We start from the raw sequence: 16,808 nt of genomic DNA on the forward strand, positions 1-16,808 counted from the left end.
TTCCCGCGGGCTGAACTGTAGTCCGGAACGTGCTTGTGTGCAGCGTGGTATGTTATTGTACCGGTTTCCGGAAAGCGGTATGCACCTTTTAGTGTATCTTAAAATATAGGAGGATCATCATAAAATAGTATATGCGATACCGTTTGATAAACGCAATCAGTAGCAGTCAGCTGATTTCCGCTCTTTTCTGCTGATGGATTACACGCAGCCATAAAAAGCGCCGACGGGGTGCGGAGGGTATACATCACACCTTGACAGTAGCTGTTTTTTGTCCATTTTAGAGTGGGAACGTTTGCGTAAATAATTACGCAGGCTTCTGAGCGGACAGTATGCAAATCCTGTAATTTCAGGAACAATTAAAACCCACGTCCCGTTATGAGAACACAACTACTACTGGCACTTGCATGCCTTCTCGGGGAAGGTATGTCTTACGCTCAAACTACATTGTACGTTGCTCCAGGAGGTGTTGCCTCCAGCCCTGGTACCAGCATCAGTGCACCTACTACACTCGCTAATGCCTTAGCCACTATCCCCGCTGGCGGCACTATCTTTCTGAGAGGAGGCAACTACAGTTTTTCAGCTTCTGTCATCATCCCTGCTACTAACAACGGCACGGCATCTGCCACTAAAAAGGTGTATGCCTATAACACTGAAGTACCTGTAATAGACTTCTCAGCACAGGCTATTGCAGATGCTAACCGCGGTGTAGTACTGGATGGCGACTACTGGCATTTCAGAGGTGTTACTATCACCGGTGCAGGAGATAATGGTATGCTGCTGGCTGGCAATAATAACATCATCGAGCGATGTATTTTCAGTAAGAATCACGACAGCGGATTACAGCTCAGCCGCTATGTTACGTCCAACACGACTATTGGTTCATGGCCTTCCAATAACCTGATATTAAACTGTGAAGCTTTTGACAACCAGGATCCGGATAATGAAGATGCTGATGGATTCGCAGCGAAACTGACCTGCGGCCCCGGTAATATATTCAGGGGTTGTATATCACATCATAACATTGATGATGGATGGGACTTCTACGCCAAAGACGAAACCGGCCCTATTGGCGTTGTAACACTTGAGAACTGCGTAGCCTATAACAACGGCGCATTAAGCAACGGCAGCACTTCCGGCAATGGCGATAAGAACGGCTTCAAACTGGGTGGCTCAGGCATTGCGGTGAATCACATTGTACGACGCTGTGTTGCTTTCAATAACGGAAAACATGGATTTACGGACAATAACAATCCGGGTAATATTGAGTTCAGCAACAACACCAGTTACAATAACGCACAATCCAACTTCAATTTCAGAGAAGGCAGTACGGCCACTTTCAGGAATAACCTTTCTTTCAATGCCGGTGCCAGTGATAAAAGTAATGGTACGGATGTGAGCAACAGTAATGTATGGTGGAAGAACAGGGTAAGCACTAATGCCGGCGGACTGGTAGTAAGCAGCGCTGACTTTGTTTCCACTTCACCGTCAGTAGGTAAAAATTCAGATGGTAGTCCGAACCTGGGCAACTTTCTGGCACTGGCTGCGGGTAGTGACCTGATTAATGCAGGAGTTACTGCTAATGGCATTACATATACAGGATCTGCTCCTGACATCGGCGCGCGTGAGTCGGGCAGCACCACAAATCCGGGTACTTATTCTTTAAGCGTAACCGCTTCGCCATCTGCCGGCGGTACTGTGAGTGTGAGTCCGGCGGGAAATTCCTATACGCCGGGTACTGTTGTAACATTAACAGCGGTACCTGCCAGTGGCTATACTTTCTCTGGATGGAGCGGAGCGGCCAGTGGCACCAGTACCACGACAACGCTTACTATGAACTCCAATCTGTCTGTAACGGCAACCTTTACCGGCAGCAATCCGGGTGGCGGCGGTAATACGCTGCATATTGAAGATGCCGCGACGTCAACAGGCGGTTACTGTGGAGCAGATGGCAGCAGGCAAAACAGCTATGCCGGTGCTGACGGCGGATACTATATCAACCTGTCCAACTCCGCAGCCAAGGGCGTGAATTACAGTATTAACGTACCATCAGCAGGCACATACTCGTTTATCTGGAGGTATGCGAATGGCGGTGCAAATGTGACTACCACCGCAAGGCTACTGGTAAATGGTAATGCTGTAATCTCGAATGTCGCATTCCCTAAAACCAGCTCCTGGACTACCTGGACAACAACCGGCGCAGTGACTGCTACGCTGGCAGCAGGTACGAATACCGTTCGTATCGAGACGGCGTCTTCCGGTGAGTTTGCCAATATTGACTGGCTGGAAGTGACGGGGAATAGTCCGGCGGCAGGTACATGCAGCAGCTCACGTATCGATGGCTTCTCTTACAAACATGAAGCGCCGGGTACGACCGTTGAGCAGCCGGCATCGCGTATTTATCCGAATCCGGTAGTGAACAATGCGACGATCAGTTTCTATAACAAAAAAGAGACACGTGTAGCGTTGCGCTTATTCGACGCAAGTGGTGCATTGATCAATAATATTTCTCATCAGCTCTATCCTGCGGGTCAACATCAGGTAAATGTGGATTGCAGCAGGCTGGTGAAGGCTGTTTACTTCCTCCGTGTAGAGCGGGAGGGTGGTAGTGAAACCCTGCGGGTAGTGAAACAGTAAACGCTTTACCGAATAAACATCGGTAGTTCCCTAGCTAAAAATCCTGATCTATACAGATCAGGATTTCTTGTTGTAAGCAGTCACCGCGTCAATGTTGCAATTGCTTGGAGCTCGCTTGGAGGTCGCTACAAGGTCGCTTGGAGCTTCGGTGTAGTATCCATGTTCGAGATGTGTTTGAAGTATAACCAAAGCTTGTTCGTCCGGGGTATAATGCAAGTTCATCATCGCATCTTCTAATCCGCAAATTCCGTAAGAAGACAGCACTACATACAAAGTACCACGTCCTCCTTACACCGTCCAGTGTTCCTTCCGGATAATCTCTTCCAGCCGCGCCTTATCTTCAGGCAGTTGCGGTTCCAGTCCGAGTTGTTGCATGAGGCTGTAGCTGTTGATGACTCCTTCTTTAAACCAGGGCATTTCCCGGCTGAGGGTCATGAATTTTGCGAATGCTTTCATGTAATCGCCTTTCTGGACGAGGTAGGTCGCATGGGCAGAACGGAAATGCGGGTAGTGATAAAACTCGCCCGCGACCTCATCCCAGGCGGTTTCGGGTATGGCAGCTTCGCTTCTGAGCATTGCAACAGCATATACCGGGGAGTGGAGCAGATCGTTATCGAAGCCGACCATTTCCCGGATAGTGAGTGATTTACGGTGGTCGGTGGAGAGTTTTATCTTGAGCACTTCATTATACAGGTCGTGTGCACGTTCCTGTTTGTGGGTGTAGTGCCAGATATCTCCTAACAATATTTTCGCCTTCATATGATTAGGAGCCAGACTTAAGGCCTTTTCCGCCCTTTCTTCTGCCTCTTTATACCGGGTGAGGATAAAATAGGCCCGGGACACCGCCATGTGAAAATTAGCGTCTGTCAGGTCTGGGCCGGTAGCATATTCTGCCGCTACCTTGAGAGCTTGTTCCGGATACCTATCGATGTTGTAACGCTCAATTACCTGCCATAGTTTCATGGACTCCCGGATGGAGTTGTCTAATACCTTGTAAATGATCCCTCTTTTGTCCCAAATGGCTTTCACCTGCTTCCATTCTTCAAATGCTTCCGGAAAGGCAAGTGCAAAAGGAATTACCTCGTTGGTTTCTTCCGATCGTACGCGCATGCTCATTTCTTCTTTGGGCCGGCTGGTATACCGGGAAGCGGCAGCCAGAAATTCTTTGTCAAAAATGTCTACGTCTGTTAATGCAGCAGCAGTTGTCCCCCGCCTTCTCCTGATGTTTCTAAGGCTAAATAGATTAGCGAAAAAGCCCATATCGGTTTTACTATATTGTCCTGCAAGATATACAAATTATATACATATTATTTATAATACCATTTGAATAAATTCCGGACAACAGTCAGCAAATATTTCTAATTTACAGGAAGAAGCGAAGTATTCAGGATTTTTATATATCAACCAAAATGTCAATTTCAAGAAGAGCGTTCTTATCCCAGACAGGGAAAGTGGCGGCTGCCTATCCCGCTATGCTGGCTTTGGGGATGCTGCAACCCGCTCCCGCACACGCATTTAATCTTACCGGTAACGGGAACGGCAAACGTATTGTCATCCTCGGTGCCGGACTAGCCGGATTAGCCGCCGCTTACGAACTGACAAAACTCGGCTATCACTGTACCGTACTTGAAGCACGTAACAGGGCAGGAGGCCGTTGCTGGAGCGTACGGAAAGGTACTGTGCATCAGGAAACGGACATTGCACCACAAACGGCTGCCTTCGACCCGGGAATGTACTTTAACGCAGGCCCCTCCCGTATTCCCCACCATCATGACCTGACCATGCACTACTGCCGGGAATTGCAGGTGCCCATCCAGGTATATAACAACATAAACGAAGCCTCCTACTTCTTCAGCGAAGGAAAAGGCCCGTTGTCCAATAAAAAAGTCAGGGCAAGGGAAATACACAATGACCTCCGCGGATACACCATGGAGCTACTCGCGAAAGCCATCGATCAACAGAAGATCGACACCGGACTGACCAGAGAAGATACCCAGAAAATACTGGAATACCTGCGTGCTGAAGGTGGACTGGACATTGATAAGCTATACAAAGCCTCTGACAGAAGAGGCTTCACGGAACATCCCGGTGCGGGAGATAAACCAGGTAAGATCGGCAGTCCGCACACGCTGGCAGGAATTATCAACTCGGGACTCGCAGATCCGGACTTCTATAACGTAGCCGAATACACGTACGAACTACAGATGACTATGTTCCAGGCTATCGGTGGAATGGACAGCATATCAAAAGCATTTGAACAGCGGATAGGTAAGATGATCCGCTACAACTGTGAAGTGACAGACATCCTGAATCTGCCGGAAGGCGTAAAAATTATCTACAAAGACAAGAAGGGTACCGGTGAAATACAAGGTGATGCCTGCATCTGCACGCTGCCATTACCTGTATTGAGTAACATCCGCCATAACTTCTCCTCCGATGTAAGCCGTGCTATTGACTACGTACCATACATTGTAACCGGCAAGATCGGGATGCAATTTAAAAGAAGATTCTGGGAGGAAGATGAACAGATCTTTGGTGGTATCACACATACCAACAATGAACTGACACAAATCTTCTATCCCTCCTACGACTACCTCAGCAAAAAAGGGATCCTGCTCGGCTATTACAACTTCCATGAGAAGGCGAAACGTGTGGGTAACCTCACGCATGCGGAACGGGAAAAACTGGCGCTGGAGAAAGGTAGCCTAATACATCCGCAATACCCTGCAGAGTTTGAAAAGTCCTTCTCCGTAAGCTGGCATAAAACGCCTTACAGTATGGGCGGATGGGCGCTATATACAGGCGCAACCAGGCAGACCTTTTACAAAAGCCTGTTGCAACCGGATAAACAGGTATACTTTGCCGGCGAACATACGACTTACCTCAATGCCTGGATGGCCGGTGCATTTGAATCGGCCAGAAGATCGGTAGCAGATATACATGCCCGTATGACAGAACAACGCGTATCGTACCCTACTGCCACTGGCAGCTGACCTATAGACATTTTTTACAACCAAAACGAATTGCTATGAGTACCACCAACTCCATGAACAGACGTAACTGGCTGAAAACTACAGCCCTGTTTACCGGGGGGCTGACCATGCTTCCTCCGGCACTCAGCAGACTACAGGCGGCTCCTGCTACAGGCAACAGCACTGCTCATGCCACTGACTATGCCGTTTCTCCTAAGTTGCCTGTAAATCTGAAAGCCCGGCTATTTGCCAACGAAAATCCATTTGGACCATCACCGGCAGCTAAGAAAGCTATTATGGATGCCGTAACCACCAGCTATCAATACCCCATGCGGATGATACCTGAACTGGAAGCTAAAATATGCGCGCATGAGGGCATTACACCAGATATGCTGATGATCAGTTCGGGCTCTTCTCCGCTCTTGTTAGGCACTGCTGTCAGCCTATTAGGCAGCGGCGGTAACATAGTAACGGCTGAGACGACTTATGATGATCTGCCTACCCGCTGTGAAAAGGTCAAAGCACAATGGATCAAAGTACCGCTGACCAAAGATTATACCCACGACCTGGATGCTATGGAGAAGGCCATTACCACAGATACGAAGGTGGTGTACATCTGTAATCCGAATAACCCCACGGGAACTATCGTTGATGCAGATAAACTCAAAGCTTTCTGCGAAAGGGTATCCCAAAAGGTGACTGTCTTCGTGGATGAAGCCTATATTGATTATCTGCCTGATGCCGGTGCGGTTACTATGATCCGTGGTGTAAAGCAAGGACAGAACATCATTGTAGCACGTACCTTCTCCAAGGTATACGGACTGGCAGGATTACGTATCGGTTACATTGTTGCACCACCAGCAATCATTGCCAGGCTGCAACCTAATACCTCCTGTAGCTGGGCAGCTTTGTCAGCACCGGCCATCAGTGGCGCACTAGCCAGTTACCAGGATAAAACATATATACAGGATACAGTGAAGAAGACTATAGAGAGCCGGCAATTCCTATATGACACGCTGAAAGCAGAAGGATACTCCTATATACCTTCACATGCTAATTTTGTCATGTTTCCACTGAAGATGGATGGGGAGCGCTTTCAGGAAGAAATGATGAAACGCGGCGTAGGCCTGCGCAACTGGAAAATGAACAACGCACACTGGTGTAGAATCAGTATCGGAAGAATGGATGAGATGCAGGCATTTGCTGCTGCATTCAAAGAATTATCTTAATCAAATAACTGTATGAAGAAATATCTGCTGACATTACTCTTTACTGTGGCCATCGTACACCTGATGGCACAGTCACGCCCTATGACAATGGCGGAATATACCAAAGCAAAAACGTTTACTGTTAAAGACCTGGACAATGACACTTACGTAAAGTTCAATAATGAGTATGTACTTGACCGCTATGAGATGCGCAAGCCATATCTTATTACCGGCGATGACGGACAAAAAAAGCGCATTGATCTGTATCGCCTGGTAGCGAAGGACAGTATGCAGGATATCGCTACCGTGATATTCTATACTAATGAAGCTGGCAAGCTCTATACGGCAGTAATGCCCCTGTTCAACAGCAATGCCGACATCTGGAATCAATACTTTGAAGACATTCATGCCATTGACAAAGTAGAGAAAAACTATGTACTGAAGCTGTCTTATGTGTTATCCAAAGAGTTCAGTTATCAGTTGTATAAGTCTATGCATGCCGGTAAAGATGTAAAGGAAGAAGCGGGCACTTATGGTACGGACATTTGTTTTCCGGGAGATCAGCTGGTAAATCTTGCAAACGGTAAGCAGAAAGCATTGCGGGATATCCGTCCCGGAGATGAGATTATCAGTCCGGATATGGCTACCCAACAGACACATACCATCCGCGTAAAGGAGCTGGTACAGCATACAGCAGAAAATTATGCCATTACCAGGCTACTGATAATTCATGCCAAGGAGCAACAGCGCGGAGGCATGCATGAAGTGATACTTTCAGGAAAACTACTACAGGCTACTCCGAATCATCCTGTGTTGACAGTAGCCGGCAGGAAGCAGATGGGAGCTGTCAGCGAAGGCGACCAGCTGCTTTGTATGGATGCGCACACCAGAGCACTCGTTCAATATACAGTTGTGAACAAAACCGAATCTGCCGGAGGCAAGCAACCAGTGTACAACATTGTTGCTGAAGGTGGAGACGCGTTTATGATGAACAACATCATGGTATTACAGAAGTAAACCGTGGTCACAGAAAATGCAAAAGGGAAGGGGATTGACGCCCTTCCCTTTCTATTTGTATGAGGTATCCGCGATTAAGCCTTTACCAGTAGTTCTCCTTTACTCAGTACTTCAGTGGCAATCCCTGCGGGCACCAGTTGATAATCCTGGAAAGTGACAGTAGCAGCAGCCCTGCCGGAGGACAAGGAACGCAATGTGTTCACATATCCGAACAGTTCAGACAAAGGCACTTCCGCTTTGATATGTTGTGCGTTAGCCTTTACCTCCATGTTTTTTATCATACCGCGGCGTCGGTTCAGATCACCGGTGATAGCGCCTGTGTATGCTTCGGGTAATATTACCTCTACGCTCATACATGGCTCCAGCAGATTGGGAGCAGCTTTTACAGCAGCCTGACGGAAGCCTGTTAACGCAGCGTGTTCAAAGTCCAGCGCGTGCGAGTCGGTAGCGTGGATGTCTCCATCCAGCAAACGCACCTTCATGGACTGTACAGGATAACCGGCGAGTGCGCCTGTCTTCATAGCTTCTTCAAATCCTTTCTTCACGGCAGGTATAAACTCACGCGGTATAGCGCCACCGGTAACTTCGTTGACAAACTCCAGTCCAGGCTGACCATCTTCACGTGGCGACAGTTCAAACACAATTGCAGCATAGTGACCGGCTCCACCATTTTGTTTAGCGTAGACTTCTTTGTGCTGTACAGCTTTCGTGAACAGCTCTTTGTACGCAATCTGCGGGCGGCCTTTGTTGATGGCAACGTTGTAATTTGTTTCCAGTCTTTCGAGTACTACCTCCAGGTGCAGTTCGCCCATCCCTTTTAGTATAGTCTGGCCGGAAGCAGCATCAACAGATACCTGCAGCGTCGGATCTTCTTCAACCAGTTTAGACAGGGCTTCACTCAGCTTATTCATATCCTTGGCCGCCTTCGCCTCGATAGCGTAACCCAGCATCGGTTCCGGGAAGCTGATCTTTTCCAGCAATAGAGGTTGGTCCGGATCAGAGAGCGTATCGCCGGTACGGACGTCTTTCAGTCCTACAACAGCACCAATATCACCAGCAGTAATTGCGTCGGCAGTTTCAAACTTGTCGGACATAATGCGCATCAGTCTACTGATACGTACGTGCTTACCCGTACGGCTATTCCAGACAGTATCGCCGGGGCGTAAGGTACCGGTATATACTCTGACGAGTGTCAATTTACCAGCATAGTCATCTGCAATGATCTTAAAGGCCAGCGCAGCAACGGGACCATCTTCAGTAGCCGTCAGCCATTGGTCAGCTTCAGTTTCCGGATTAACCGCATGTATCTGAGGCATATCCGCCGGCGCAGGAAGATAGCGAACGACAGCATCCAGCAAAGGCTGTACCCCTTTATTGCGATAGGCAGCGCCAGCGAGTACAGGTACTACCTGCATCTGTAAGGTAGCGTTGCGCAAGGCGCGGTAGATGTCTTCCACTGCTACACTATCAGGGTCATTGGTATAACTCTCGAAGATAGTCTCGTCGTATAGCGACAGTTCTTCCAGCAGATGGACGCGTGCCTTCCAGGCATCTTCCAGCAGATGTGCAGGGATGCCGGTGATGGAGTATGCTTTACCATCATCACTGCTCCATACATATGCCTGCATAGTGACGAGGTCAATGACGCCGGTGAAGTCATCTTCCGCACCGACAGGCAGTTGTACCGGTACCGCATTGGTATGCAGTACATCGCGTATCTCATTTACGACACGGGAAAAGTCAGCGCCTTGCCTGTCCATTTTATTGATCATAATGATACGTGGTACATTGTACCGGTTAGCCTGTTGCCATACCGTTTCAGATTGCGGCTGTACGCCAGACTTTGCACAGAACACAGCAACGGCACCGTCCAGTACGCGCAGGGAACGTTCTACTTCAGCAGTAAAGTCTACGTGGCCGGGGGTGTCTATAATATTCACCTGATGCTTGTTACCATTGAGTTGCCAGTAGGTAGTGATAGCAGCAGAGGAGATAGTGATGCCACGTTTTTCTTCCTGTGGATCGCTATCCATCACGGTATTACCTTCATCAACACTACCCAGTTTATGTGTGAGTCCTGTATAATAAAGCATGCGCTCAGTGACGGTAGTTTTACCTGCATCGACATGTGCCATGATACCTATATTTCTGAAGTTATCTAATCGTTTCATTATTGTTGATTTTGATGCTAATAAAAAAGCCTTCCGTTGTGGTAACGGAAGGCTTTCAGCAATATGCAAAGCACTGACGTTACCGGGTGAGCGGTTTAAATAAAATTGTCAATATTTTGATAATAGCGTTCATATTGCTGGTTATAAATGATGTTATGTGTAAATAGTGTGTAGTGGGGAGATACGGGGAGACAAATAAAAAGGCCTCTTCGGATGAAGAGGCCTCTGAAGTATATTCAGTGACAATAATTAACCTCTTACATCCGGGTAAGGATTTGCCTCCCCGTTCTTAATTAAGACAATACAGGTACTAGCAATTACTGCTCTGATAGCAGCACTTGCGTTGAACGCTGATTGATTTGTAAGAATGTTATTCATTGTGAGTAATAGTTTTCAAATTTCGTGCACAAATGTACGAACATTTTTGATATAACAAAACAAGCGCATGGCCAGTCTGCGTGTTACCGGCAGCAAGTATGCAGTAATTAATTGAGAGATAAACGCTTAATAGATTTTTGAAAATAGTAAGCTATCATGAGCAATCGATTTTCGCTTTTTACTAGTCAACTATGTCAGGCGTCTTTCAAACGTATACCTGATTTTCATTCGTGTAAAAACGCTGTATTTACAACCAGATCAATGGGTGGCGTACTGGCAGATTACGGACCACCTCCGGATGATCGGGCTGATGTTCCAGCCCTTTCCAGGTATTGAACCAATCTTGCCGTTGGAAAGTGAGCGCACCAAAAACCAGGAACGGGTGCGCAACGGGCCATTCATTCCAGTACATCACATCCGGCTTGAGTGGCCAATGGTTTTTGCCGGCAACGTAGGGATAGAGGTATGCTATACCCTTATGGATGCTGCGGCCGTCAGGTAGCTGAAAGGTCCACAGATTGTTGTCACCATCTGATAATATCTGGCAGATGGTGACCATCGCATCGAGGTTAAAGAGTGAATATCCATAGGGTTTGGTTCTGGCAAGTTCGAGCGGGAAACTGCCATCCGCAGCCATCTGGTTGGGCAATAGCACTTCCCGGTAGCGGTTACGGCAGAATTGCAGCAATGCACTATCCCTGGTAAGTCTTGCAAAAGCAGCCACCTGCATTACCCAGCAGGTACCATGATTGTTTTTAGCGTTCATTTCGTCCTTTCCATACTGATGTGTGGTGAGCCAATGCAGGTATTCGCGGAACCACTTTTTAACGCCGTCCAGCAATGTGCGGTCGAAGGTCGCATCGTATTGCATCACCAGTACCCCTTGCGCTACCTCCATCAGGTGAATTGTGTCAATGATACCGATACCTCTGCCGGTGAACCGGCCTTTGATAGCCTGCGCATATAACAGGTTGGGGTGCATAAGAGTAGCCGTGTCGGTGAACCAGGCTTGCAGGTGTCGCTGTGCAGCATGTACATATTGGGTATCTCCGGTAATCCGGTAAGCAGATGCCAGTGCTCCTACAATACGGCTGAAACGGATCATAGCTGACCGGTGTGCGGTAAAGTTAGCAGGATTTGTGAGGCCGTCTTTCTGCACATAAGGACTATCAGGATATCCGGGTACAGGCCACCAATAATCCCCTTCGGAATAGAAGTCATGCTTACCCCCAACGCTACGTACGCATACTTCCGAGGTTACAGTGACAGGTGCTTGTTGCAGCGCCCAGGCAGCTTCGGCAAGCACTTGTCCGCGTAGTACTTCAACAACAGCCTTATCCGGCGGGAAGGGCATAAAGGCATAGCAGCAGATGAGTATCAGTGAGGCAATAACGTGTTTCATGGGTTATCAACATGTATATACACATATTACGAAACTCCTGCGATATTTTCCTACCTTGCCAGGATGATAAAGCGTTTTCCTGTTATCCTGCTGACATTATTCACAGCTGCCTGTGCACGACCTGGTAACCAGCCATTGGCAGTAGCCAAAAAGATCTTCAGTAAAGAGGCGGACCCGCATTTTATCCAGCTACATAGTACAGGTGATTATCAAGGTCACCCTAATGGGGAGGATTTGCCGGCAGGAGTCCAGCCTTCCTTCCGTATCCTACGGCAAACGGCCACTAACAGCGTCATAGCGATGAATTTGGCGGCAGTTGGTCCGCACGCAGACAAGTATCTCTTTTTCAGCAAAGATAGCGGCATATGGCAGCTAAACGCTATTGGCGCGCCTACCTTAGCCCGGGCAGATAACAGGCGTAAACAGGAGATGGAATCACTGACAGAGACCCAGATAGACTCGATCCTACAGGAATCACAACAGTACAGCAGCCCGGCGTACAAAACCAGGGAAGCGTTTGATTTCATACTGCATAGTCTGCGGTTAAAGCTTTCTCCTGATGACACCCTTGTCGCTCACTTCAACCGGCATAAAGCAGGTTTTGAACAATTGCTGGCTGCTGCACAACAGGTTAACTATACCTTACAGGATGATCGCAATACACTAGCAGATAGCCGCACGCCGGCATACCAGTCTATGTTGATCAGCAATGTGACGAAAGGCGGCTTTTTACCGGAGCAATGTTTTGACTTTCATATACTGTATGACCAGGTGGGGTATCTGTATGTGGCAGATGAACGGTATCTACCCGAATTAAGACCTGATAAGGTAATGATGCTGCGGAAAGTAGGGAAGGGGTGGTATTTGTATAAGGTAGCGATTTATTTGTAGGGGATAGTGACTTATACTCCTGACTACTACTCACAAAGATGACATTTTCTTAATATTCCCATAACACACACTGACAAGCCCTTTCCTATTTTTGCTTCCGCCTGTTGCACCTTATAGCACACCTATGTACCCTTATAAGGCCAGCACTTATATGGCTTTACCCTAACCAGGTATCGCTTCTTTACGCATTTACACGGCAAACGAAATGCGGAGATATTCAGTATCCTTGACCCGGTATTGCAGCAGACCCGAATATATTCGTCAAACCACGTTTATTTCCATAAAAACCCATCATACATGAGAAAAACATCCCTCTTATTACTAAGCTGCTGTAGCTTATTACTGTTAACACAATGTCAGAAAGCTGACGAAGAACTGGCGCCTCAGATGAAGAGTGAGTCAACAATTGCTGCTGCAGCAGCTGCTGCTCCATGCGCCTGTTCAGAAAGTTCTACGAAGGTAAGCGGAGCCACCGCTCAGGCATGGGCAACACAGTTTGCACCATTGATCAAATTTGACCGTGCATCACCAGACTATCCTACAACAGTAGAGAACATCTTTGCGAGTTCTGACCCCGCCACAAAAGCATGTGGAGGTAAACTTGTACTGGTAGACAAGACTGTACCAAGAAGTAAGGACTTCCCTACCTACTATGATGTACAGGTGCATCCAAGTGATGCAGACAGGATATTCATTGACTACTGGTGGGCATATAAACGCCAGGAAAACTGCTTCTCTAACCTGGGAGGGCATGATTATGACCTGGAACATGTTGTAATTCAATTCAGGCAATCTACACAGCGTATCATTTCAGTAACTTACTTCCAGCATGGCGGTTATTATACCAAAGACTGGAGAAGCGTTGCTGCAGGTACGCGGGTACAGGCATGGGTAGGTAAATTTGCACATGGCATGTATCATTTCGGCAGCTCCATTACACTGCCAGGATATGAGTGCGCATACTGGGGTGATTACAGAAATCCTAATGGTGCGCAGGATGAAGTATTGACAGGCAACAGACTCGTACAAATGAGCTGTAACGCTACTCAATTCAACTATAGCGGCAACTGGGGCAGTCCGGGTAAAGGACCTTTATTTCGCGACAGAGCTTACTGGAATTTTGCTGCCTGTTATGGTTCCGACGGACCATTCGGTCAGGATGGATGTAGCGCCTGCGACTTTGGCAATACCAAGCTGATTGGTACAATCTAAGTCACCATATATCAACTATGCAGAAAGACCGTTTGTAAAAACAGCCTTTCTGCATAGTACTGACTTAACGGCCTGTAACCGGGAACTGGGATATTCTCAGTTTGGTACATCCGTAGGGTATCAGTATAATTTCTTCTGCCGGCGTTGTTTCCAGCCCCCACATGATGGAGTAAGGTAAAGGTCCGGTCATTTCATTATATAATGTCCAGGAAGGTATCCGTTTAGCCTTTGTGCGGATAAGGAGGGGCGCACGTGCCTGATCCCACGGGTAGCTGACCAGACTATCTTTTTTCTCCACTGTATAAGCCTGTTGTAATTCATTGGCGGGAACGTCCTGTAAGGCATAGTTCCAGGGTGTAGTGGAGTGTACTTCATAGTACGTATCTCCGAAATCCACTTTCTCTTTCTCGACAGCTACTTTTTTGATAGATTCTTCCATCTTCAGCGCATAAGTGAGTGGACCCCGCTCAACCGCCAGCGAATTTTCGTACCATCTGCTTGTCCTAATGTGCATAGGCAGCACCAGTTCTACTACATCCCCGTTTTTCCAGGTCCGTTGCACCTTCACAATCTGGTTACCAGCCGCCTCTTTATAAATTTGTCCATTTACCTTCACCGTAGCCTGTTTGCACCAGGCAGGGATGCGCAGGTGGAAGGGGAATGTAATAGCAGATGCTTTCTTATCCGCAGAGAAAGTAAATCTTACTGTTTCTCCGAAAGGGTAGGCCGTTTCTTCCTTGAAGGAAACAGGAATTTGGTTGCCGACGTAGGCATTCACTACGCTGGGCGCATAAACGAGCGCTGCAAGGCCTTTATCTGCTGTGGCGTACCAGAGATTTTGTGTAAACTTCGGCCAGCCCTGATGCATATTGGAAGTACAGCAGGGATAGCCCGTCAGCAGTCCGTAACATACATCAGTACCTGCATGGTTCTGATCGAAGTTACGTACATGGCGGGTAGCCATTACCTGATTGGCCTGCTGGAAGTACTGGCGATCAATGAAGTTTTCAAAGACCTGAGCCGGCAGCGCGTTATAGGCTACTTTTTCCAGATGATCCGCATAGGCCGCGTCGCCGGTAATTTCGAGAATACTTTCCAGGGAGAACATCATCTCAACAGCAGTACACAGTTCTGAACCCTGGGTAGGATTATTACCGTGCAGGGCTTCGTCGCCACCATATAGGCCGTGTGCCATACCATTGTAGAAACGAAGATCGCGGAAGCCCGTCTTAAGTGCGTCGAGGTATTTCTGCTCCGGATGTTGCTGGTAGTAGATTCCCGGCTCCTTGATACCCTGGGCCAGGTTTACGCCATGGATGCTGTAAGGTCTGCTTAGCAGGTCTCTATCCAGAAAGGCGGTGGTGTAGTCAAAGGTTTGTTTATGCACCAGGTCAGCCAGTTCGAGCAGGAATGGTTCTCCGGTGATATTATATAACCAGTACACAACCATGAGGTTATCTCCCCCACGATATTTACCCCAGAAAGACCAGTGGTCGAGGGGATGTTTAGGCAATTCCCGGAGCTGATAACGGAAGTAGTTGGTCAGCAGGGTGATGACACGTTTATCACTGGTAGCAGTGTAATATTGCTTCAATACTTTCAGCATAACCATCTTGGGCCACCAGTCCCGGCTATTATCCCTTTGGAGGCCAGGTTCTGCGGGATAGTCAGTGGAAGGGCCAAAATAACCGTCAGGCTGCTGACTCTTAATAGACCATTCAATCCAGGGCCTGACTTTGGTGATCAGCGCTGTGTCTTTAAGGATATAAGCGAGCGGCAACAGGCCATCAATCCAGTAGGGACCTCTTTCCCACTGGTCGCCGTCGCCACCAAGCCAGCCATTACGATGGTTCATAACAAGCGGGTACAACTGATCCAATTGGCCGGTAGCGCCGTTTTTTTGATTGATTAACATAGTACGCAGCCAACCTTGTGGCTCAATGGCCCCTAATGGCAGTTCGATGTAAGGTTTCTGGTGCAAGGGTGCACGATTAGCAATGTACTGTTGGACCTGTGGGGCATGCTTTCGGCCCTGGCCTGTAACAGCGCAGGAGTAACCCATAATGAGCAGTGGAATAATAGCAATGATCTTCATATGACGTTGTTGGAAGATGAGAGATGGGCGGGTTGTTCGCCGGGAAGAACGAAAATATAATTTATTGCCAGTTTATTATAACAGCGTAGGGAGCTAGATAGCTTTGGGCATAAAAAAGCCCACAGCATGATGCTGTAGGCTTTTTCAGATATCCGTAACAGGGATTACTCGATAGTGAAGGTAGCTTCATTTACGTTGGACAGGCCACTGATGCCTGCACCCTGAAAGCTGATTTTGTATGTTCCCGGAGCAGAGAGTTTATAACCTTTCAGCAGGTCAATCTCAGCAGAAACATTTCCTTTTGCAGGAACTTTGGTGTAAGCATCAGCCGGTGGCGGTGATACTCTCTTTGCCATTGGGCCGATATACTGTGCCGGCTCGCCTTTAGCATCCTGAATGTCAAAAAAGGAATTAAGGAATTTCTCCTCGAATGGCGTGTGCCATTTACAAAATTCTACTTCTCTGTCGGAGCTGTTGGTAACGGTGAACTTCACCATTATCGGAGCGCCTGCTTTTACCTTTTCAGGTACAGTCATTACAGTTGATAATGCCGCTGCATTAGTAGTATCTGCAGCAGGTGTTTCGGATACAGCAGCGGTAGTGTCCTGCACTTGCTGAGTAGTGTCTTGTTGCCCACTTTGTCCGTTCTGGGACTGTTGGCATGCAGTGAATGAAAAGACGGACAGACAAGCTGCCATTGTGATAAGCTGGTTTCGCATTTAAAATGAATTATACAGGAAAATTAATCAAATATTTCATATATGCTTATCATGTTCAGGCTTTCTTATGAATAGTTTACTAACATTAGCAAAGTAAAAGGGGGCGCGA

11 protein-coding genes are annotated in these 16,808 nt (G+C 47.7%); 6 read left to right on the forward strand and 5 right to left on the reverse strand.

From position 1 onward, the window contains the following. Positions 1 to 375: 375 nt before the first annotated feature. A complete protein-coding gene (locus tag K1Y79_RS27965) occupies positions 376 to 2,634 on the forward strand; it encodes an InlB B-repeat-containing protein (RefSeq protein WP_220253522.1) in 2,259 nt (752 codons plus the stop codon). A gap of 288 nt (positions 2,635 to 2,922) precedes the next feature. Here K1Y79_RS27965 and K1Y79_RS27970 read toward each other — a convergent pair whose 3' ends face one another. Then, positions 2,923 to 3,894 (reverse strand): tetratricopeptide repeat protein, encoded by a 972-nt coding sequence (locus tag K1Y79_RS27970; RefSeq protein ID WP_220253523.1) that lies wholly within the window; start codon positions 3,892 to 3,894, stop codon positions 2,923 to 2,925. Between the two features lie 149 nt (positions 3,895 to 4,043). Between K1Y79_RS27970 and K1Y79_RS27975 the strand changes: the two genes are divergently transcribed. Genes K1Y79_RS27975 through K1Y79_RS27985 form a run of 3 tightly spaced genes read left to right on the forward strand, consistent with a single transcriptional unit; the run spans position 4,044 to position 7,831 of the window. Continuing rightward, positions 4,044 to 5,627, forward strand: coding sequence for a flavin monoamine oxidase family protein (locus K1Y79_RS27975; RefSeq protein WP_220253524.1), 1,584 nt, complete (start codon positions 4,044 to 4,046; stop codon positions 5,625 to 5,627). Positions 5,628 to 5,662: 35 nt separating this feature from the next. After that, a complete protein-coding gene (locus K1Y79_RS27980; protein ID WP_220253525.1) occupies positions 5,663 to 6,835 on the forward strand; it encodes a pyridoxal phosphate-dependent aminotransferase in 1,173 nt (390 codons plus the stop codon). 12 nt (positions 6,836 to 6,847) lie between these two features. Continuing rightward, positions 6,848 to 7,831: a Hint domain-containing protein gene (locus K1Y79_RS27985; RefSeq protein ID WP_220253526.1), complete on the forward strand. Its 984-nt coding sequence runs from the start codon at positions 6,848 to 6,850 to the stop codon at positions 7,829 to 7,831. A 74-nt stretch (positions 7,832 to 7,905) separates the two neighbouring features. Here the strand turns inward: K1Y79_RS27985 and fusA are convergent, their stop codons facing one another. Together fusA and K1Y79_RS27995 are read right to left on the reverse strand one after the other, a co-directional pair. Beyond that, positions 7,906 to 10,002: an elongation factor G gene (gene fusA / locus K1Y79_RS27990; RefSeq protein ID WP_220253527.1), complete on the reverse strand. Its 2,097-nt coding sequence runs from the start codon at positions 10,000 to 10,002 to the stop codon at positions 7,906 to 7,908. Positions 10,003 to 10,627: 625 nt separating this feature from the next. Further along, complete coding sequence (locus K1Y79_RS27995; RefSeq protein ID WP_220253528.1) at positions 10,628 to 11,782, reverse strand: alginate lyase family protein; 1,155 nt, start codon at positions 11,780 to 11,782, stop codon at positions 10,628 to 10,630. A 63-nt stretch (positions 11,783 to 11,845) separates the two neighbouring features. Between K1Y79_RS27995 and K1Y79_RS28000 the strand changes: the two genes are divergently transcribed. Both K1Y79_RS28000 and K1Y79_RS28005 read left to right on the forward strand, forming a co-directional pair. Continuing rightward, entirely contained in the window at positions 11,846 to 12,673 is an 828-nt protein-coding gene (locus K1Y79_RS28000) for a hypothetical protein (RefSeq protein WP_220253529.1), read from the forward strand. Positions 12,674 to 12,970: 297 nt separating this feature from the next. After that, positions 12,971 to 13,885, forward strand: coding sequence for a hypothetical protein (locus K1Y79_RS28005; RefSeq protein WP_220253530.1), 915 nt, complete (start codon positions 12,971 to 12,973; stop codon positions 13,883 to 13,885). Between the two features lie 64 nt (positions 13,886 to 13,949). Here K1Y79_RS28005 and K1Y79_RS28010 read toward each other — a convergent pair whose 3' ends face one another. Both K1Y79_RS28010 and K1Y79_RS28015 read right to left on the reverse strand, forming a co-directional pair. Next, the gene (locus K1Y79_RS28010) at positions 13,950 to 15,980 is read right to left on the reverse strand and encodes a beta-L-arabinofuranosidase domain-containing protein (protein ID WP_220253531.1); all 2,031 of its coding nucleotides are present in this window, start codon (positions 15,978 to 15,980) and stop codon (positions 13,950 to 13,952) included. A gap of 164 nt (positions 15,981 to 16,144) precedes the next feature. Next, positions 16,145 to 16,699, reverse strand: coding sequence for a hypothetical protein (locus tag K1Y79_RS28015; RefSeq protein WP_220253532.1), 555 nt, complete (start codon positions 16,697 to 16,699; stop codon positions 16,145 to 16,147). Positions 16,700 to 16,808: the final 109 nt, after the last annotated feature.

Source organism: Chitinophaga rhizophila (assembly GCF_019492185.1).
Lineage (GTDB): Bacteria > Bacteroidota > Bacteroidia > Chitinophagales > Chitinophagaceae > Chitinophaga > Chitinophaga rhizophila.

Coding starts and splice junctions, on each gene's coding strand:
- fusA (WP_220253527.1), bottom strand. CDS start 10,002: ATGAAACGATTAGATAACTTCAGAAATATAGGTATCATGGCACATGTC.
- K1Y79_RS27995 (WP_220253528.1), bottom strand. CDS start 11,782: ATGAAACACGTTATTGCCTCACTGATACTCATCTGCTGCTATGCCTTT.
- K1Y79_RS27985 (WP_220253526.1), top strand. CDS start 6,848: ATGAAGAAATATCTGCTGACATTACTCTTTACTGTGGCCATCGTACAC.
- K1Y79_RS28010 (WP_220253531.1), bottom strand. CDS start 15,980: ATGAAGATCATTGCTATTATTCCACTGCTCATTATGGGTTACTCCTGC.
- K1Y79_RS27980 (WP_220253525.1), top strand. CDS start 5,663: ATGAGTACCACCAACTCCATGAACAGACGTAACTGGCTGAAAACTACA.
- K1Y79_RS27975 (WP_220253524.1), top strand. CDS start 4,044: ATGTCAATTTCAAGAAGAGCGTTCTTATCCCAGACAGGGAAAGTGGCG.
- K1Y79_RS28005 (WP_220253530.1), top strand. CDS start 12,971: ATGAGAAAAACATCCCTCTTATTACTAAGCTGCTGTAGCTTATTACTG.
- K1Y79_RS28015 (WP_220253532.1), bottom strand. CDS start 16,699: ATGCGAAACCAGCTTATCACAATGGCAGCTTGTCTGTCCGTCTTTTCA.
- K1Y79_RS27970 (WP_220253523.1), bottom strand. CDS start 3,894: ATGGGCTTTTTCGCTAATCTATTTAGCCTTAGAAACATCAGGAGAAGG.
- K1Y79_RS28000 (WP_220253529.1), top strand. CDS start 11,846: ATGATAAAGCGTTTTCCTGTTATCCTGCTGACATTATTCACAGCTGCC.
- K1Y79_RS27965 (WP_220253522.1), top strand. CDS start 376: ATGAGAACACAACTACTACTGGCACTTGCATGCCTTCTCGGGGAAGGT.